Raw genomic sequence first — 21,057 nt, forward strand, 5'->3', positions numbered from 1 at the left:
CAAATGACTGCAGAAGGCAGTACAGTAGGCAGGCAAAACATAGTTTCCGTTTCCGTAATTACATGGAATTACTCCATTGGCTATTTCATTGTTCACTGTTCCCCGTATTGCTACAGTGGTAAAACGTTTTAGCAATTCGTTTCAAAAAAAAACCTGTTCTCCCGTGCATCCTCATTTTTCATTTCACAACAAGTTTTCTCAACAGAAATATTGGTTTCAAACTTAGGGATAATTATGAGAAGTGCAAAAAAGATTTAACAATTTTTTGATGTTTGGTTAACAACTCGTTAAAAGTATTAAAATAATATAGTTAAGGAGGAAAATACTATCATTCCACGTATACCGGAACATAGTCGCGGATTTCCCGATGCTGAGAACCCTGGTACCCCGGGCTTCAGCCCGGGGTTAATATGTTAGTCAAATCTATTGGGTCAGGTGAGTGCTAATCTATGTACGATATGAGCGACGGCTATTTATTCACCGCCTCGATGGTGAGCCGGGCGGCGGTTTCATCAAAAGGCCCGTGGTAGTCGGCCAGGAACTTCCGCGCCGCCGCCTGTGCGGCCGGATCATTACCCAATGCGTCGAGGAACTGCTTCCTGCGCAAACTCACTTTCACCGGCACCTGGCCTTTTACCAGATAGTAAGTATATGTCCTCTTGTATTCGTCATAATTTTTGCCTGATTGCACCATGCCCTTGTCTACAAAGTCCGCCGGATGGAATGTTACCTTAGCCTCCTTTACCAGCCTGTATTTGCCACCAGCCAGCTGCTCTACGAACTTGTTCGCCCCATCCAGCTGCATGGCGACAAATGCATTTTCCTCCTCCCCTTTTCTGAAATGAAATGCCTGCACATTATTGACTTCCGGTACATAAGCCTTCCCATCCCCTCCCTTCACGATCACCATGTTCTTCTCCAGGTCGATATTGGCGTCATACACCACCGAACGGGCCACCGGCTTGTTATCCATGGAGTCAATCCACAACCGGCCCCATTCGGGATACAAATAAGGACTGCCAACCGTATTCTCTTTCGGGCTAAAACTAAACACAGCACTGAACCTGACGCCCAGGTTGTTGGATACTGCATTCCGGAAACTGACTGTCTGGGACAGTCCCAACGAATCCTGCGCCCGTAGCGCCAGGCAGGCTAATACAAAAATGGCTGAAAGCAAACTGGTTTTTATCATGGCGTTTTTTTATTACGGTACAAATAATAAACGGTCAGGGCTTGTCCCACCATACAGGCGTCATAAACACATCGGGCCCCTGCGCTGCATTGGCTGCTTCCACATTGGGCCGGTTTACATCATAGTCATTTCTCGGGTAGCGCAACCGGCGCGGTATCTGGCCATTGGTTTCGTTATTTTTATAGTTCACTGGTTTCAGGACCGGAAAACCGCTACGGCGCCAATTGGCATATGCTTCATACTCGTTCAGGAAAGTAGTAATATAATACTGCGTGTTGATCGCTTCCAGCTGGGCGGCCAGCGGCCCTGCCAGCGCTGCGGCCTGGGCGGTGGCGTAAGTAGTGGCAGCGGCATCGTCATACACGATGGAAGTGGAATACAGGGTCCATTGCCATATGCCCGACTTTACGCCGGTCGTAAAATAGGTCGCCGGACTACCGGCAATCCAGCCACGGGCAGCGGCTTCCGCCAGCATCAGCTGCACTTCTGAATAGGTAATGAAGATATTGGGGGAATTAGGTTGGGCTATTACCTGCTTGGGCTGTGAATAATGCGCCAGGTTAGCATCGCCGGTAGACCCGATGCCATATACCGGATCAGATGTATTATCAAACCCGCTGGGAAGCCCTTTCTGTAAGGCCGGATCATCGGAACCACCGGGAGTGGAATCGGCCTTAGGCAGCTCGGAGATAATCCGCAACCGCGGATCTGCCTTGGTTTTCAGCAGGTCTACAAAAAACTTTGCCAGTTTGATGCTCATGTTGTCTTTCCCCGTTTCAGCCCTGCTGCCCGGATACACCCCGATCACGTGACTGTTGGGGTTATCGTAGTCACCGGCTGCATGCTGAATATAAAAAGCATCGGTATTAGCGGTGAACACACCTCCCGCTAAAGCCTTCTGCACCCAGCTTTTCCCCAGCGACGGGTCCGTCTTTTTGGAGAGCCGCAGCCCCACGCGTAGCAGGAGAGAATAAGCCAGTTTTTTCCACTGGGTAGGTGAACCGGCATATCCGGAAATATCCGAATTACCCGGTGTGGGCTTCGAAGCGTCCAGCTGTGCGGCGGCCTCCTGCAATTCAGCAGCGAAACCGGCGTAAATAGCATCCTGCGGATCATATGCCGGAGTGAAGTTCTGATCGATGAAACCCTTGCCGGCGGCGACGTAGGGCACATTGCCGTAAAGGTCGGTCAACCGCTGCAGCATCATCACCCGGGCAATTTTCGCCATCGCATTAAAATTGGCCTGGGCGGGATCGGTTTTCGTCTGCTCAATCAGCGTGGTCAGTATTTTTACGCCATTCGGATAAAAAGAGTTGAACGCTGCGCCGCTATACCCATCATTATACAGGTATTTGTCTCCCACGTAAGTGAGGCTGGTGGACGACAGGTGCTGTATCATGGGGCCGCAGTAAATCAGATTGGCCCGCCATGCTTCGAATTCACCACCGGAGACATACAACAGCCCCCTCGTTAGCAGAATGCCCGGCGCCACTACCGGAGCGGCAGTTGGATCGGTATTGATCTTCTCAAAATTTTTGGTGCAGGATATCAGCGACAGCCATAACAGCAGTACTACTGTTCCATGTGTGTATATTGACTTAACCATGATCGAAGCGATTTAGAATTTTACATTCAGGTTCAAACCGTAGCTTCTGGACTGTGGATAACCCAGCAGTTCAGCCCCCTGTCCGGCGCCGTTGCCGTAAGTGGATTCCGGGTCCACATTGGGCACATCCTTATAAATGATCCAGAGGTTCCTCGCTACAAACGACAGCGATGCGCCGGTGAACGGTGTTTTATTCAGAATAGCGGAAGGCAGGCTGTAAGTCAGTATCACCTGGCGCAGTTTTATGAAAGCGCCATTGTAAATAAATGGTTCGGCGATATTAAACGCGATGTTCTGGTAATAGTCCTGCGCATCTACCACCTTGTCTACATACTTGGTTGGATCGTTCGGGTCCTGGGCTTTAATGGTAATACCTCCGGAACGGCCGCTCAGCGTGGCTTTTTGCAAACCAAAAAAGTACGCATAGTCGTTGGTACCGGAATATAATTTGTTGCCCCAGCGGGAGTCGATCAGGATACCCAGCGAAAACGCTTTATAGGTAAATGTATTGGTGACGCCGAGGGTATAAGGCGCCACGCCGGTGCCGAAGATAGTGAGCGGTCCCTGTAATGGCTTGCCGGCTGCGTTAAACAGGATGTTGCCCTGGTCATCACGCAGAAAACTATATCCCTGCAGTACGCCAAACGGCTGGTGCGGCACTTGCTGAATAGTGACGTTGAAAGTACGGACATCCGCTACTTTCAGGGCATTCAGTTTACCATCCAGTTGAATCACTTCGCTTTTGTTGTAAGCAAAATTAGGGGTGATGTCCCAGGTAAAATTCTTACTCCGTATAGCCGTTCCTGTTATCATTAATTCTACCCCTTTATTGCTCACTTTACCGACGTTGATAAAGGCGGTATTATATCCGGAGGCATTGGAGATAGTGGTTTGTACGATATCGTCCTTCGTTTTTCGGGTATACCAGGAGAAGTCTACCGACAAGCGGCTGTCGAAGAAGCGGGCTTCAAAACCGGCTTCAAAGCTGGTATTAACGTAAGGTTTCAGGTTGGCGTTGGGAACGGCATAGCTACCGTCCTGCGCCTTCTTCACGTCAGCCACCGGGAGACTGTTGGTCCCCAGCACCAGCGGGTTTTGCACCTGGTACGACAGTCGCAGGCGATACGGGTCGGTATCGCCGCCCACCTGCGCCCAGGAGGTACGCAGTTTAGCGTAGTTGATCCATTTGGGCATGGTCACGGCATCAGACAGCACAAAGCTGAGGCCTGCCGATGGGTAGAAGATACTATTACTATTGAGCGGTAGTGTGGAAAACCAGTCGTTACGTCCGGTAAGCGTCAGGTACAGATAACTGTTGTAGGACAGTTCCGCGGAAGCATACAGCGAATTGATTTTCTTTTCGAAAATATCGTTGGTAACGGTTTTCGTTTGCAGATTGCTCTGATCGTAGAAATAAGGGATGTTGAAGGTGTTTCCGTTGAGAAACAGTTTGTCATTTTTGTTCCGCATCACGTTGGCGCCCACAAAACCGGAGATACGCCATTTTTCAGCGAATCCTTTTTCCACCCCCACCATGACGTCCGCATTGAGCTCGTAGAAGTTCTGGCGGGTCTGGTCATTGATCTGGCCACCGGGAATATAGGCGGTACCGTTAGGAGTGACTGCTTTGTTGTCGCGGAAGAACATATCTGCGCCGATTCGGCCTTTTACATAGAGCCAGTCGAGGATATCGTAGCGCAGTTCTGCTGAATTGATAAAGCGGTCTTTTTTATCTTGCTGCTCAAAGTCATACACAGAGAACCAGGGGTTGGTGATGAATTCATTGGCGTTCCACCTGAATTCGTTCCCGTCTGCATTCAGTTTACTGTCTTTTAATGTTTGTACGGCCAGTGACGTAGGCAGCAGGTAGAGCGCGAAGTTGGCGTTACCGGGCGAGTCGGACACGCGGGGCCTGTTGGTGGTCCGTTCACGGATGTATTTAGCGTACACGTTGAGGTGTAATTTTTTACCCAGCCAGGCCGACAGGTTTAGCGACAGGTTATCGCGGCGGATACCTGAATTGGGAAGCGTGGCTTCGTTTTTCATATCGGTTGCTCCGAAGCGCCAGGTTACTTTATCATTACCACCACTGGCCGCAACGGAGTTCGTGAAAGTATAACCGCTGCGATAGAATTTTTTGAAGTTATTTTTCACCGCGCTGTAAGGTCTGCTGATACCATCGTACTGGATAACAGAGGAGCCATCGAGCGGGGCGCCCCAGCTGAAGAGGCCAGCCGAACGGGCTTCCGCGGCCGTCTGTGGTTTCTGCCCGTTGAGCCCCATGCCATAATCATACTGCCAGTCAAGGTTTTCCACAATAGGGCGATCGATGACGATGTTACTGCTGAATTCCACCCCTACCCCTTTACGGTTGGCGCCGCCTTTGGTGGTAATGAGGATAACGCCGTTGGAAGCGCGGGACCCGTACAATGCTGCGGCCGTACCGCCTTTCAGCACAGAAATGGTAGCGATGTCGTCGGGGTTGATACTGGAGATACCGTCACCAGCATCTGTACCGCCGTATTCACCGGCTGAACCCAGGTTGTCATTATTGATAGGAATCCCATCTACCACGATGAGTGGCTGGTTGTTTCTGTTTTTATCGATAGAAGTGTTACCGCGGAGGATGATACGGCTGGAACCTGCGGGCCCTGTGGCCGTGGAGGTGACGTTGAGGCCCGCCACTTTACCTGAGAGGGTATTAGCGATATTGGTACTGCGGGCCTGGGTAAGCTCCTCTCCTTTTACTTCCGACACCGAATATCCCAGTGCCTTTTTTTCCTTTTTGATGCCGAGCGCCGTCACTACTACTTCACCGAGACTTTTCTCATCTGTTTTAAGGGCGATCGTTAGATGAGACTCGTTGCCTACCGGCACCTCCTGTGGCAGATAGCCGAGGTAGCGGAAGACAAGCGTACTGCCCGGAGCAACCGTGAGGGAGAAGTTACCTTCTGCGTTGGTTACCGTTCCTTTGGAAGTACCTTTCACGAGAATATTAACACCGGAGAGGGGTTGGCCGGTGTTGTCCGTTACCTTTCCGGTAATGGCCTGTTGTGCCCATACCACGGGGGTGGTCAACAACAATAACACGAACAACAGCACATGAGTAAAGTTTCTGATCATGTTTAATGCGATAAAAGTGAAGAAATAAACCGGAGATGGTTTTGGTTGAATAGTCCCGCTTCGGGTTGACGGGGTGAGAAGCCGCAAAACCGGAAGCTGCATTACTTAACAACAGGACATGACTTTTTGTTCCCGCAAGTATCACAGGAACAGCCGCATATGATCAGGAGTGGGGGTTTATTTTTTTCCGGGATCTGAAGAAGCCCTGACGATCACAGAAGGTTCCAGCACAATTTGGCGGGGACTTGCAGAAGGATGGTTGAGTTCCTGCATGAGTACTTCCACGATGTTTTTACCAATCTCGGTAATCGGTTGCGCCACACAGGTAATAGACGGGCTGTGGAGGCGGAAGAGGTCGTGGTCATCAAAGCTGGCCACGCCAATTTGTGGCCCTATTTCCCATCCGAGGGAACGGATGCTTTCGATGCCATAGATGCCGAGGTAGTTGGTGGCGAAGAATACCGCATCCAGACCTTTGATGGAGGTCAGGAATTTTTTGATTTCTGTATTAAACGCTTCGCGTTCCAGTTCAAACGGTATCTTTTTGACAAGGCTTTTATTAAAAGGGAGATGATGATCTTTGAGTGCGGCCGTAAATCCTTCGAGACGGTCTTTCATCTGTATCTGGTCGGACGTGATGGTGACGATCGCGATTTTTTTATAGCCCTGATTGGCCAGGTGGCTGGTAACATTGTAGGCGCCCTGGTAGTTGTCCACTACTACATAGTGGGAGCTTACATGTGGAAAATAGCGGTCCATCAGCACAACCGGTTTGGAAGTGGCTTTCAGTTGTTCTATTTCCTTGTCCAGGTTTTTGGTAGGGGTCACGATATAGGCATCTACCTGGCGGTACTTGAGTACTTCCAGGAGTCCCTTTGCTTTTTCGGTATTGTCTTCCGTACTGCCATAGAGCACTTTATAGCCGTGTTTATCGGCTTCGTCCTCCATTACTTTGGCGAGGCTGGCGAAGAAGTTGTTGGCGATATCTTCCACGATAAGGCCAATGGTTTTGGTTTTTCCGGTACGGAGGCCACGGGCCAGCTGATTTGGTTTATACTTCAGCCGGGAAGCGATCTTTTGGATTTTTTTACTTACCTGCTCGCTGATCCGTTTCTCTTTCGCTTTGCCGTTGAGCACAAATGAGACAGTCGTGGGAGAAACCCCTGCCTGTTTTGCGATATCTTTTATAGAGATTCCTTTCATAGACAACAAATGCTATATCGATTTAGCCCAGCGTAATTTACAAAATGAAAGCTGAAATTTACATTCTTGTGCCAATTATTCCAAAAAAGTTGCTAAATCTTATAAACAGGGATGAACAGCGGGATATGACATTTAAGGGTCATTTTCCCAATAATGATATTTTTTTAACCAAATTTTAATAATTTGGCAACATTCATAGGACAATGACAATACTAAATAGGGTATTGTCTGGTAACACCAGTTTAAAAATTAATACTTGAATGAAACCCATTCTTATTAAAGTTGGGGCTTTTGCCGATAATCAGATCACTATTATAGAGCGATGTGATCCGTATTTTAACACGCCATTTCACTTCCATCCGGAATGTGAGCTGGTGTTTGTTACGGAGAGCCACGGGAAGAGGATTGTTGGGGACAGCATTGAGAGCTTTGAAGAGGGCGATATGGTGTTTCTGGGGCCACACATCCCCCATGTATGGTATAATGAAGAAGAATATTATAAGGGCGACGAAAACCTGAAAGCCCGTTCTGTCGTGATTTATTTCCCGAAGGATATTTTTGGTGAGAAATTTTATGGTTTACCCGAAACCAAGGCGCTGAGCGAGCTTTTTCATCGCGCGCAGCGCGGGATGAAAATTATAGGGCCCACGTACGACAAACTGAAGCCGGAGATTCTCTCTCTTCCTAAAAAAGAGGGGCTGGACCGGATCATCTCCCTGCTCAACATCCTGAAAACGCTGTCAGAAACACGTGATTGCTACTATCTGGCCAGCACGGGGTATTCCCATGCCTACAATGTAAAAGACAACCACAAAATAGACGAGGTATTCAAATATGTCATGAACAATTTCTCCAAAGAAATTTCATTGCAGGATGTGGCCAGCATCACGAACCTCTCACCGCAGTCGTTTTGCCGTTTCTTTAAGAACCGCACCAAAAAATCTTTTGTACAGTTCCTCAACGAAGTACGGATAGGCCATGCCTGTAAGCGTTTGACAGAAGAGGACTGGTCTATTGCAGAAATTGCCTATTCCTGCGGATTTAAGAACCTGTCTAATTTTAACCGGTTTTTTAAAGAGATCGTGGGAAAAACGCCAAAGGAATACAAGAATGAACTGCGGCTAAAAGAAGCCTGATAATTTGGTAATTTGATTATTTTTTTATTTGGTTATTGGATTGTTTAGCAACCCTTTGTTATGCCTGTTATCGTTACTGCCAGAGAGAATCAGATAATAACCCAATAACAAAATAGCTAAATAACAAAATTTCTTCTTACTTTCATCGATAGTAATTCAACCAAAACATCTAATTGCTACTGTAATTCAATGTTCAGCAGTTATTCAGATACCCAGTTAGTGTCGCTGCTCAAAAGCGATGACAGTGCTGCCTTTAATGCCATCTATGACCGCTACAGTAAAATGTTGTATCTCTTTATTTACAGCAAACTGGAGGCGGGGGAGATCAGTAAAGATGTACTGCAGGACCTGTTCGTTTCCCTTTGGGAGAAACGTCATTCCCTTGTACTGAAGGAATCGCTGAAATCGTACCTCTATCAGGCTGCCCGGCATAAGATCATCGATATTTACCGGAAAAATGCTACTTACCGGAAGTACCTTCAACAGCTGATAGAACATTTTGATGCGCAGCCGCACTCCGTGGAAGATACGGTGGATTACAAAGCCAGATCACAGGAGCTGTTTGAAGCGATCAACCATCTGCCGGAGAAAATGAAAGAAATTTTCATGTTAAGCAGATTTGAAAATCTCTCTATAGAACAGATCTCCAACCACCTGGGCCTGTCCCAGCAAACGGTGAAAAACCAGATCACAAAAGCCCTCAAGATATTACGGGCCAGCTATGCGCAAACAGACGTCATTTTACTCGTTATTTCGCTGATTTTCACTGCCAACCGTTAATTTTCACAAAAATATTCCTGTATTGCCATGGTACTAATTCCACGTTACCACGACTTATTATCATCCAAAAACGCTATCAGGTGGACACAGAACAGATAAAAATATTGCTGGAGCGATATCAACAGGGGGACTGCTCACCGGAGGAAGCGAAAATCATAGAACAGTGGTTTGAACAGATCAACGCCCATCAGTCTTCCATTGCAGACGAGCATGCGCTCGATCTGGAGCTGGAAGAAGTGAAGCTGCGTATTCAGGAACAGATCACGCCGGCGCCCCGTGTGCGTCGCCTGCGGCCATGGCTGATATCCACCGCCGCTGCTGCTGCCGTAGTACTGGCGGCAGGCCTGTTCTGGTTTAACAGCAACCGACACACCGCCACTCCCACGAATGCCCCGCTGGCCCATCACCCGGCCACCGGCAGCAACCGTGTGGTGAAAGACGGTGTGGTCGAAATCACCACGCCCAAAGGTCATCAGGAAAATATTACCCTGGAAGACGGCAGTACCGTGGCACTGAATGCCAACAGTAAGCTGCGTTATCCGGAACACTTCAGCACTACCGAAAGAAGCATATACCTCGACGAAGGAGAAGCCTTCTTCAATGCCGCCCCCGATGCCAACCGGCATTTTGTGGTACGTACCCCCGAACTGGCCACCACCGCACTGGGGACCACCTTCAACATCCGCGCCTATAGCGCCGAAAATAAAGTTACTGTAGCCCTGCTCACCGGCAAGGTAAAAATAGACCCGCTGCAGAACAGCCCAACCACCGGCTCCATTGTGCTGCTTCCCAGCGAACAAATGAGCTATGACCGCCAGCTGCTGAGCATGATCAAAACCACCTTCAGCAAACCGGAGGAAATCATCAGCTGGAAACAAGGTTATCTCGTGTTTAAAGATGCACCCTATACCGAACTCATGACCGGCATCGAAAACCGTTACGGTGTGACCGTCATCAATGAAAGCAGTAAAACAGCATGGAATTATACCGGCAATTTCAGAAATGAAAGCCTATCCGAAGTAATGGACATTATCTGTATAGCGAAATCCTTATCATATACCATTAAAAGCGACACCGTTTATCTTGTAAACAAAAATTAGACTCATATGAGGGTAAAGCCTTACCCCATGACATGGTTGATATCCATGGGGTTAATGCTGACATTGCTGCTAGCCGGTAGCTTGAACACCCTGAGTAGCGCGTTTGCCGAAACACAGCAGCCGCCATCCACGATTGTTGTCAGTATCCAGGCCAAAAACAAAAACCTGGAAGACGTGATGACCGAAATATCGGTCAAAACCGGGCTGAACTTCCACTACGACAAAACTGATCTTAACCTGAAAAAAAAGGTTACGCTCAACTGCACCAAAACACCCATTGAAGACGTTCTGGCGTTGTTATCAGCACAAACCGGATTGAAGTTTACCCGTATCAACAACAAAATAATTGTAGGAGCCGACATTGACACGGGAGGATCACCAACTGTTGACCTCCTAAAGCACGTTTCACTGGAAAGAGAAATCACCGGGACCGTACGCGATAATAAAGGCACGCCGCTTCAGGGAGTAACCGTTCAAATAAGGAACAGCAATAAAGGAACACAAACAGACGCCGACGCCGGGTTTAGCATCACCGCCAGCCCGGGTGATGTGTTGTTATTCAGTTATGTCGGATACCTGACACGCGAAGTCACTGTAGGCACCAGCAGTGAGCTTACCATTACGCTTCACGAAAATATTAAAGCACTGGGTGAACTGATCGTCACCGCATTCGGTATACAGAAAAAATCGAGGGAACTGCCCTACTCCACCCAGCAGCTGGATGGCGACGACGCTTCCCTGGTAAAAGACGCCAATTTTATGAACAGCATCTCCGGTAAAGCTGCCGGGGTATGTATTACCCGTAATGGCTCCGGTATCGGCGGCACCGTCAGAGTGGTGTTGCGCGGCAATAAATCTACCCGCGAGAATCAGCCACTGTACATCGTTGACGGTGTGCCTTATGCCAACTACACCCCGTCACAGCCACAGGACGTATGGGGCCAGGCCAACAATACCATCGGCGGCGGCGGTCGCGATGGCGGCGACGGCATCTCCAACATCAACCCGGACGATATCGAAAGCATCAGCATCCTCAAAGGCGCTTCCGCTGCAGCCCTGTACGGCAGCCAGGCCGCCAATGGCGTGATTCTCATCACCACTAAAAAAGGGAATGCCGGCAGAAGCCGCATAGACGTGGCCTCCGATTTCACCATCGAGAAGCCGTTGCTGCTGCCGAAACTTCAATACCGCTATGGCCAAACAGAGCCACCCTATGACTCTGCCAGCGACCCCAAGCCCGGTTCCCTCGGCAGCTGGGGCGCACCCGTAAAAGCAGCCGATCATGTAAAAGACTTCTACAATACCGGCGCTACCTGGATCAACACTATTTCGTTCAGCGGCGGCACCGAAACAGCACAAACCTATTTCTCCTATTCCAATACCACCAACAAAGGCATTTTACCCACTAACAAATTCAACCGACATACTATCAATTTCCGTGAGACGCTCCGGCTACTCAACAACAAGCTGGTGATGGACGCCAATGCGTCGTTCCTCGCACAGTCGTCCACCAACCGGCTGTCGACCGGACTATACTACAGCCCTATCTCCGGCTTGTATGTCTTCCCGCGCGGGCTGGACTTCGACTCCTATAAAAACCAGTTTGAGTATTACGATGCCAAGCGCAGCCTGTATCTGCAAAACTGGTGGAACATCCGTAGCGATAAAGGATGGATAGGACAGGACGATCAACAGAACCCCATGTGGGCGTTGCTGCGCAACCGCCGGCTGGACAGCCGTTACCGCGGCATGGCCTCCCTTTCGCTCAGCTATCAGCTCAACACCTGGCTGTCTTTCAAGGGACGCGCCAGCTTCGATAAATCGCTGGACCAATACGAACTGGAAGCATATGCCGGCACACAGCGGGTACTCGCCGATTCCAATGGCCGCTACATACTCGAAAAAGAATTCAATACCCAGCTGTATGCCGATCTCATGGTAAATGCCAGCGGAAAGGTAAACCAATGGCTGCACCTCGCCGGTAATGTGGGCGCCAGCATCACCGACCTCAAAGCGCATGAACGGTCCTTCAATGGCGCCAATCCCAATGCAGAACCCGGCCTCAATTATCCCAATAAATTCTCACTGTCCAATATCGCCGAAAAATCACTGGATGCGCAGCATTCCGTGGAGCAAAAACAACTACAGGCCGTCTTCGGCAACGCTCAACTGGGTATCAGGAATTTCCTGTTTCTGGACCTCACCGGACGTAACGACTGGTCCAGTACGTTTGCCTTCACCCCTACCCTCGGGAAAGGATACTTCTATTACTCAGCCGGCCTGTCGGCCATATGGACCGATATGTTTAAACTGCCCAAAGCCTTTAACCTGCTGCGTACGCGCCTCTCCTACGCCAAAGTAGGTAATGACATCGCCAGCTATGCGTCCAACCCCGCTCCGTTCATTATGCAGACGACCGCCGGTGTGAGCAGGGTACTGCTCAATCTCCGGACTCCTTATCCCGGTATACATCTTGAGCCGGAAGATAACCGTTCCATTGAAGCAGGCCTGGAAGTGCACCTGTTCAACAACAGGCTCAATGCAGATATCACCCTCTACAAAAACAATAACTATAAACAATACATGGAAGTGCCCGCACCTCCCGGCTCCGGATTTATGACCTATTACCTCAATATGGGCAATATCCAGAACAAAGGCCTGGAAGCCTCCGTCAGCGCAACGCCTGTACAGGAGAAGGGTTTCAGCTGGACCACCACCATTAACTTTTCCACCAACCGCAATAAAGTATTGCAGTTGAGCAATAACAACATTGCGGGCGCAGACACCAGCAACATGTTTACCCTCACCGATTTTGGCGTGAACATGTTTGGTTCTTTCATACAGGAAGGCGGTTCCTGGGGCGATATTTATTCCAACAAGGAACTGAAGCGGAATGAAAAAGGCCAGATTATCGTGGATGAAAACGGGAAACTGTCCACCGTGGGCACTTTCAAGAAAGTGGGCAATCCCAGTCCCGATTTTATGCTGGGCTGGAACAACAGTTTCTATTACCGCAATTTTACTTTAAGCTTCCTGATCGACGGCCGTTTTGGCGGCAAAGTAATGAGTGTTACCCAGGCGATACTGGATTTTTACGGTGTGAGCGAAACCACCGCCAAAGCCCGCGACAACGGCGGCATAGCCCTCAACGCAGCGCTGGCAGACGGCACGCCCTATACTGGTAAAATAGATGCCGCCAATTATTACACCATCATCAGCGGCCGTTCCGGCATTGGAGAAATGTATATGTACGACGCCACCAATATCCGGTTGCGGGAGCTCAGCCTCAGCTATGTAGTGCCGTTGAAGTGGAAGTGGCTGCGCACCATGCGGGTAGGCGTCATCGGAAGAAACCTGTTTTTCTTTAAACTGGACGCGCCCTTCGACCCGGACATCTCCATGGGCTCCGGCAACGGTTTGCAGGGTGTAGACGTGTTTGGACTGCCGTCCCTACGCAGTATGGGCCTCAACCTGAAATTCGGATTTTAAAAAACTAACTATGATGTATACACGCACACTTATTTTACTGCAGGTTATCGTCATCCTCACATTGGTCAGCGGTTGTACCGGGAAGTTCACCGATATCAACAAAAATCCATACGACTTTACCGAGAGTGATCTGAAAGGAGACTATCAGCTGATGGGGGCCCCTATTACCCAGGCACAGTTGTACCTGATACACTATAACCACCCGCCTACCGCACAGCTGCAGCAAAACCTCAACGCAGATGTTTTCTCCGGGTACATGATGACGCCCACGCCGTTTGAAGGCAATATCAATAACACCAACTATGGGCTGCTCTACATCTGGAACAACAATCCCTGGAACGAGGCTTATCACTGGGTGATGAAACCCTGTGTGTTTGCACAGCAGAAAGCCGGAGACAAGTATCCGGACTTCTATGCCCTGGCCACCATTATGAAAGTGGAGGCTATGCACCGTATCAGCGATATCTTCGGCCCTATTATCTACAGCCACTTCGGAGATACCAACAACGAAAACACCTTTGAATACGATTCGCAGCAGCAGGTTTATTACACCTTCTTTCATGACCTGGACACCGCCATCAATCTGTTGACCAATTACGTGAACAGCGGCAGTCCCCAACGTTTCCAGGCCTTTGACCTGGTATACAAGGGCGATTATACCAAATGGATCAAATTTGCCAACACCCTGCGGCTACGGCTGGCTATCCGCATCAACGGGGTGGATAAAGACAAAGCGCGCAAAGAAGGGGAAGCCGCGCTGAAGCATCCGTTGGGGTTGTTGCAGGATGCCAAAGATATTTTTGCCGTAGACATTTCCCCCGTCACCCACCCGCTCAACATCATGTGTTATACATGGGCCGACCTCCGCATGAGCGCTCCCATGGAATCTATCCTCACCGGCTATAATGATCCGCGCCTGCCCCGCTATTTTGTGAGTACCGATGAAGGCAAGGATGTATATCATGGTATTCGTAATGGTATCCGTATCTCCCTGAAGGAACAATATTCGGGTTATTCCAAACTGGTACGGCTTGACAATAAGATCCAGTACATGGCAGTGGCAGAAGCCTGGTTCCTTAAAGCAGAAGCCTCCCTGAATGGATGGGACGGCGCCGGCAGCGCAGCCTATAATTACGAGAAAGGTGTCAGCACCTCCTTTGAGCAATACAGCATCTCTAACGTCAACGACTATCTGAAAAATGACACCAGCAAACCCAGGCCTTATGTAGACCCCATCAACAAGGACAACAACGTACCGGCAGGCAGCAAGCACCTCAGTACCATTACCATTAAGTGGAATGAGCAGGCTTCGCCCGAAGAGAAACTGGAACGTATTATCACGCAAAAGTGGATCGCCATGTTCCCCGAAGGCCAGGAGGCGTGGACGGAGTTCCGCAGGACCGGCTACCCGAAGTTGTTTCCCGTAGTGATCAACAACAGCAATAATACCATCAATAGCGAAAAATTCATCCGCCGCCTGCCCTTTGCCCAGATAGAACAGGTGACCAATCCCAAAGCACTGACGCGTGCCAAGGCGATGTTAAAGGGGCCTGATACCGGCGGGACACAATTATGGTGGGACACCAAATAGTCATTTTGTTATTTTTTGATTTTTTGATTTACGAATTTTGGTTTTTCCGCAATTCGTAATTTTTTTTTGATGACTGTAGTACCATTTCCATTAACATACGACTTCCTTCCTGTAGTGCTTATGATGCGCTCGTCCAAATGAAAACATTAGCGAGGTAATTTCATTCAAAATAAAAATTTCATGTAAGAAAAACAGGCACGAAAAACTATAACGGAATCAGCACGGCACACGCGTGTTGTATATCCGAAGGGGATACCTGTGCTAACAAACCACGTCAACTTATAAAAAACAAGTGGTAAAGGATGGCTTTCGCCATGCTAACGGGGAGCGTATTTTCCAGGCAGCACGTGACAGCGTATTGTATCAGCAGGCACGCGATACATGACCAAATCTTATCCACAACATTTAAATACCAATTATTAACCAAAAAAAAGGCAAGTATGAAAAAAAACCTACGCCTTATGAAAGTGTGTGCTGTAACGGGATTGGCGCTCACTTCCATATTAGCAGACAATGCATATGCGAAGGCTGCCGGCTATACTTATACGCCCACAGCTTCATTCCGTAGCATTTTACAGGAAAAGGAAATCAGTGGTACCGTGCGTGATGCAAAAGGCGCGCCGCTCCCAGGTGTTTCCGTTCAGGTAAAAGGTACTACCAAAGGCGCACAAACCAATGCCAGCGGCCAATATCATCTTAATGCCAAGGCCGGCGACGTATTGGTATTTTCCTCCATCGGCTTCGGTTCACATGAAGCAGTAGTTGGCAACAGTGCAACAATTGATGTAAGATTAGACGACAATGTAAAAGGATTGAATGAACTGGTAGTAACCGCACTCGGCGTGAAAAAAACGGCCAAATCACTCACCTATTCCACCCAACGTTTGGGCAACGAAGAACTGACCACCGCTAAAGACGCTAACGTCATGAACTCTATCTCCGGTAAAGCCGCTGGTATTACAGTGAGCAGGAGCAGTTCCGGTGTAGGCGGTTCCGTTAAGGTAACCCTCCGCGGTGCTAAATCCGCTCAAAGTACCAACCAGCCACTGTATGTGATAGATGGTATCCCTATGACCAACTACTCTACCCAACAGCCTAACAGCACCTGGGGTGGTGACGGTACAACAACCTTTACGCCTGGTCGTGACGGTGGTGACGGTATCTCCAACCTGAACCCTGACGATATCGAAAGCGTATCCGTATTAAAAGGCGCCTCCGCTTCCGCATTGTATGGTAGCCAGGCAGCCAACGGTGTTATCCTCATCACCACCAAAAAAGGTAAAGCCGGTAACGCTAAAGTAGAATTCTCCAGTGGTTTCACGCTCGATAAAGTAGCTTACAAACCCCAGCTGCAGAACGCTTATGGCGCCACCAAAGATGGCTCTACACAAAGCTGGGGACCAGAGATCACCAACGCACATGACAACGTATCTGATTTCTTCCGCAGCGGCAACACCTGGATCAATTCCATCAACTTTACTGCTGGCAACGAAAGAGCACAGACATATTTCTCTTATGCCAATACCAACGCCAAAGGCGTTATTCCGGGCAATGACCTCAACCGCCATAACTTCTCTTTCAGGGAAACAGCTAAGTTCCTGAACGATAAACTGACACTGGACGGTAACGTAAACATCATCAGCCAGAAACTCGACAACGGTCCGGTAAACGGTCTGTACTTCAACCCGCTGACTGGTCTGTACCTGTTCCCAAGAGGCCGCGATATGGCGCCTTTCAAAAACGGCTACACGAAATTTGATGAGACCCGTCAGATCAACCTGCAGAACTGGCCTTTCAATGAAGACGTGCAACAGAACCCCTACTGGATCGTTAACAAAAACACCAGCCAGGCCGTACGTAACAGAACACTCTTCAACGCCAGCGCCAAATATGATTTCAATGATTGGTTATATCTCCAGGCCCGCGGTAACATGGACCGTACCAACGATACTTACGATGGTCAGTTCTATGCAGGTACCAACGGCGTACTGTCAGGTGCCAATGGTCGCTACATCATGAGCAACCTTACCACCACACAGTTTTATGGTGACCTGATCCTGAACCTGAACAAAAGCATCGGCAACTTCAAACTGAATGCCCTCTTAGGTACCAGCATCAATGATACCCGTACCAAAGGCATGAACGGTGACAGCTACCTGGGCGACCTCTACGTGGCCAACTTCTTCACCCTTCAGAACATGACCCCGGGCAGCCTGATCCAGACCGTACCAGAGAACCACAGCCAGCTGCAGGCAGCATTCGGCAACGTGAACCTCTCTTATAAAGACCTGGTATTCCTGGACCTCAGCGGACGTAATGACTGGTCGTCCAACCTGGCATTCACCGGAAACGGCTCCTACTTTTATCCCTCTGCCGGCCTTTCTTTCATGCTCCATCAGCTGTTTAACTTACCAGAACCCGTTAGCTACGCTAAACTGCGCGGCTCTTATGCCATCGTAGGTAACACCGTTCCCTGGTATGTGACCAACCCGCTCAACAGGCTGGGCCAGGTAGGTGGTACGTTCCTGTTCAACAACCAGGCGCCTTTCAAAGAACTGAAACCGGAAAAAACCAAATCACTGGAAATCGGTACAGAATGGCGTTTCCTGAACAACAGACTGAACTTCGACTTTACCTATTATAAAACAAATACCACTAACCAGTACTTCCAGATTGCCGTGCCTCCCGGAACCGGTTATAGCTTCCGCTTCATCAACGCTGGTAACATCCAGAACAGCGGTATTGAAGTCGTATTGGGCTATAACGTTATCCAGTCCGGCAAATTCACCTGGAATACTACGGTGAACTATTCTCAGAACAAGAACAAAGTCATTGAACTGGCAGAGAACATTGATCAGTTTATCCTGACACCAGCAGGTTCCAACACCTTTGCTTCTATCATGGCCAAAGGCGGTTCTTATGGTGATATCTATGGTAAAACACTGAAAAGGGATGAAAGCGGCCGCATACTCATCGGTTCTGATGGTACGCCGCTGGTAAGCTCTGACCTTGAGTTGGTAGGTAATGCCAACCCTAAATGGCAAGGTGGCTGGAACAACCGTTTCACTTACAACGACTTCACCCTGAGCTTCCTGATTGATGGCAAATTCGGTGGTAAAGTAATGTCTATGACCGAAGCAGTACTGGACAAATACGGTGTGTCTGAAAGAAGCGGAGATGCCCGCAAAGCTAAAGGTGTGGCCATCAACGGTATCTATGAAGGCACCAAACAACCTGTTACCAGCGTAGACGCCGAAAAATGGTACGGTACCGTTGGCGGTCGTGACGGTGTGAGCGGTGAATACATGTATGATGCTACCGTAGTAAGATTAAGAGAGCTGTCCCTCGGTTATGGTATTCCTTCCAAAGCGCTGGGCCATGGCTTTGTAAAAAGCCTCCGTTTCTCCCTTGTAGGCAGAAATCTCTGGTATATCTCCAAAAAAGCACCTTTCGATCCTGAAATCGCGCTGTCTACCGGCAACGGTCTCTCTGGTGTGGATATGTTCGGTATGCCCGCTACCCGCAGCTTTGGCTTTAACCTGAATGTTGGTTTCTAATGATGTTCACCTTTAATTCAACACAGATGAAAAAATTCAGCTTCAAACTATACAAGCCGATGGCAGTCATCGCGCTGGCGGTTGGCCTCCTTGGCCTCAACGCCTGTACAAAAAACTTCGAGGAGTACAACACGGATAATACCGGTTTGACCGAAGACGCGTTGAAGCCCGACTTCAACTATATCGGCGGTTTCTTCCCACAGATCCAGTCTTCCATCTATTTTAACTTCAATAATACCAACGGCGACTTTCAGCTGCAACAGAACCTGATGGGCGACGTATACTCCGGTTATCTGATGCCGCCAAATAACTTCCGCGGTAACATCAATAACATGACGTACTCACTGGTAGACGGCTGGAACGCTTCCGCCTTCAACCTGGCCTACAACAACGTGATGGCGCCTATCTATGAAGTGAAAAGAAGAGGCGCCGCCCAAACAGCTCCTGAGTTCTGGGCTGTAGCACTCATCCTGAAAGTAGAGGCGATGCACCGGGTAACCGATATCTACGGTCCTATCCCTTACAGCAGCTACGGTAGCGGTGGAACTTCTTCCTCTTATGACAAACAGGAAGACGTGTACACCCGCTTCTTCAAAGAGCTGGACACCGCCGTGACCACGCTGAACACCTACATCGCAGCACACCCTGGCGTATCCCTCTTCGGTAAGTTCGATATGCTGTATGGCGGCGACTACAAACAGTGGGTTAAATTTGCTAACTCCCTGCGTCTGCGCCTCGCTGTTCGTATAGCCGGCGTATCTGCCGCTAAAGCGAAAGAAGAAGGTGAAAAAGCCCTGAACCCTGCCAATGGCGGTGTGATGGAAATCAACAGGGACAACGCCACCGTTTCCGGTTTCGGCCTGAAAAACCCGCTGTACACCATCGTTACCGCCTGGACAGACAACGCCATGAACGCATCCATGGAATCTATCCTGGTAGGTTATAAAGATCCGCGCCTCCCGAAATATTTTGACCATGCCACTGCTTATCCCGGCACTTACAAAGGTATCCGTATCGGTAGCCTGGTGACTGCCAAACCGGATTACACCGGTTATTCCATTCCGGCAGTTGCAGAAAACAAAACCTTCAAGGCCACCACTCCCCTTCAGCTGATGACCTCCGCAGAGATCTGGTTCCTGCGCGCAGAAGCAGCCCTCAACGGATGGAGCAACGCTGGCGGCACACCAGGTGAACTGTATGAAAAAGGTATCCGTACCTCTTTCACACAGTGGGACGCAGATCCGGTAGCCGTAAATGCTTACGTGGCTGATAACAGCAGCAAACCGATCGATTACGTGGATCCCCGCGAGGCTAAAAACAACCACGCGGCCATGTCTGACATCACCATCAAATGGGATGACGCTGCTTCCAAAGCGCAAAAACTGGAACGTATCATCACCCAGAAATGGATCGCCATGTATCCGGAAGGACAGGAAGCCTGGACTGAATACCGCAGGACCGGCTATCCCAAACTCTTCCCTGTGGTCAACAACTACAGCAACGGTACCATCAACACCGACGTACAGATCAGAAGGATACCATTCCCCAATACAGAGTACACTTCCAATAAAGCAGAAGTGGAAAAAGCCATCCAGCTGCTGGGCCCAGGTGCACAGGACAACGGCGGCGTAAGGCTTTGGTGGGATTTACCGCACTGATTTTGTTGATATACTTATTTTGAATCGCGTGCATAAAAAAAAATGCCGGTCCTATCGAGGACCGGCTTTTTTATTTTGTACCCAGGTTTCCCGGGGCTACGATGTAACGTGAGGAGGAAAATTTGAGAGACCCCGACGTTATGATGATTTAAAGAGATGAATCTCCGGATGACAGCCTTTCCAATGCGTACACATTACACATTAAAAAAAATTCATTTCCGATGGTACCATCTTACTGTTGCCCCGACTTCTAGGCTGATAACGAAAATAGTTCTGATAACACGTGATGAAAAACATGAAGTACCTATAACTGAAAGTTTTTGCGATTCACCTGCGATTCTGGTGTACAGGGGGCGTACTACGTCATCAACAAACAGACAAACCTATGCCAAAGTCATTGTCGCCCGCGCCTATCTGGGACTGTACAAAGCAACTGATTTCGCTTAGCATTCAACTTAGGTCACATGAAAATAATCCGGCCGCTTGCAATCCTGCTTACGGCCGCTTTTTTTCAACAAAAACGACATTCACATTCACATTTTCATAGATCAACAGGACATATTAGCAAGTTAAAAAGCCGCCCCGTTCCCGGGACGGCTTCATTTTTTATGCCTTAGTATCG

At 49.1% G+C, this 21,057-nt stretch carries 11 protein-coding genes; 7 read left to right on the forward strand and 4 right to left on the reverse strand.

Annotation, left to right across the window (positions count from 1 at the left end; all coding sequences use genetic code 11):
- Positions 1 to 469 precede the first annotated feature (469 nt).
- The 4 genes from ICL55_RS17485 to ICL55_RS17500 all read right to left on the reverse strand — a co-directional run bounded on the left by ICL55_RS17485 (position 470) and on the right by ICL55_RS17500 (position 7,124).
- Entirely contained in the window at positions 470 to 1,192 is a 723-nt protein-coding gene (locus ICL55_RS17485) for a hypothetical protein (RefSeq protein ID WP_188099557.1), read from the reverse strand.
- A gap of 34 nt (positions 1,193 to 1,226) precedes the next feature.
- Positions 1,227 to 2,798, reverse strand: coding sequence for a SusD/RagB family nutrient-binding outer membrane lipoprotein (locus tag ICL55_RS17490; protein ID WP_188099559.1), 1,572 nt, complete (start codon positions 2,796 to 2,798; stop codon positions 1,227 to 1,229).
- A gap of 12 nt (positions 2,799 to 2,810) precedes the next feature.
- Positions 2,811 to 5,921 (reverse strand): SusC/RagA family TonB-linked outer membrane protein, encoded by a 3,111-nt coding sequence (locus tag ICL55_RS17495; protein WP_188099561.1) that lies wholly within the window; start codon positions 5,919 to 5,921, stop codon positions 2,811 to 2,813.
- A 177-nt stretch (positions 5,922 to 6,098) separates the two neighbouring features.
- Positions 6,099 to 7,124: a LacI family DNA-binding transcriptional regulator gene (locus tag ICL55_RS17500; protein WP_188099563.1), complete on the reverse strand. Its 1,026-nt coding sequence runs from the start codon at positions 7,122 to 7,124 to the stop codon at positions 6,099 to 6,101.
- Between the two features lie 260 nt (positions 7,125 to 7,384).
- Here ICL55_RS17500 and ICL55_RS17505 point away from each other — a divergent pair, with 260 nt between their 5' ends.
- The 7 genes from ICL55_RS17505 to ICL55_RS17535 all read left to right on the forward strand — a co-directional run bounded on the left by ICL55_RS17505 (position 7,385) and on the right by ICL55_RS17535 (position 20,435).
- A complete protein-coding gene (locus ICL55_RS17505) occupies positions 7,385 to 8,260 on the forward strand; it encodes an AraC family transcriptional regulator (protein WP_168872001.1) in 876 nt (291 codons plus the stop codon).
- Between the two features lie 189 nt (positions 8,261 to 8,449).
- A complete protein-coding gene (locus ICL55_RS17510) occupies positions 8,450 to 9,040 on the forward strand; it encodes an RNA polymerase sigma factor (protein ID WP_188099565.1) in 591 nt (196 codons plus the stop codon).
- A gap of 80 nt (positions 9,041 to 9,120) precedes the next feature.
- Entirely contained in the window at positions 9,121 to 10,140 is a 1,020-nt protein-coding gene (locus ICL55_RS17515) for a FecR domain-containing protein (protein WP_188099567.1), read from the forward strand.
- 27 nt (positions 10,141 to 10,167) lie between these two features.
- A complete protein-coding gene (locus ICL55_RS17520) occupies positions 10,168 to 13,629 on the forward strand; it encodes a SusC/RagA family TonB-linked outer membrane protein (RefSeq protein ID WP_188099568.1) in 3,462 nt (1,153 codons plus the stop codon).
- A 10-nt stretch (positions 13,630 to 13,639) separates the two neighbouring features.
- Positions 13,640 to 15,220 (forward strand): SusD/RagB family nutrient-binding outer membrane lipoprotein, encoded by a 1,581-nt coding sequence (locus ICL55_RS17525; RefSeq protein WP_188099570.1) that lies wholly within the window; start codon positions 13,640 to 13,642, stop codon positions 15,218 to 15,220.
- A 440-nt stretch (positions 15,221 to 15,660) separates the two neighbouring features.
- Positions 15,661 to 18,777 carry a SusC/RagA family TonB-linked outer membrane protein gene (locus tag ICL55_RS17530; protein WP_188099572.1) on the forward strand — a complete coding sequence of 1,039 codons (3,117 nt, stop codon included), beginning with the start codon at positions 15,661 to 15,663 and terminating at the stop codon, positions 18,775 to 18,777.
- Positions 18,778 to 18,803: 26 nt separating this feature from the next.
- Positions 18,804 to 20,435: a RagB/SusD family nutrient uptake outer membrane protein gene (locus ICL55_RS17535; RefSeq protein ID WP_188099574.1), complete on the forward strand. Its 1,632-nt coding sequence runs from the start codon at positions 18,804 to 18,806 to the stop codon at positions 20,433 to 20,435.
- The last annotated feature ends 622 nt before the right edge of the window (positions 20,436 to 21,057 follow it).

Source organism: Chitinophaga varians (assembly GCF_014529945.1).
GTDB lineage: Bacteria > Bacteroidota > Bacteroidia > Chitinophagales > Chitinophagaceae > Chitinophaga > Chitinophaga varians.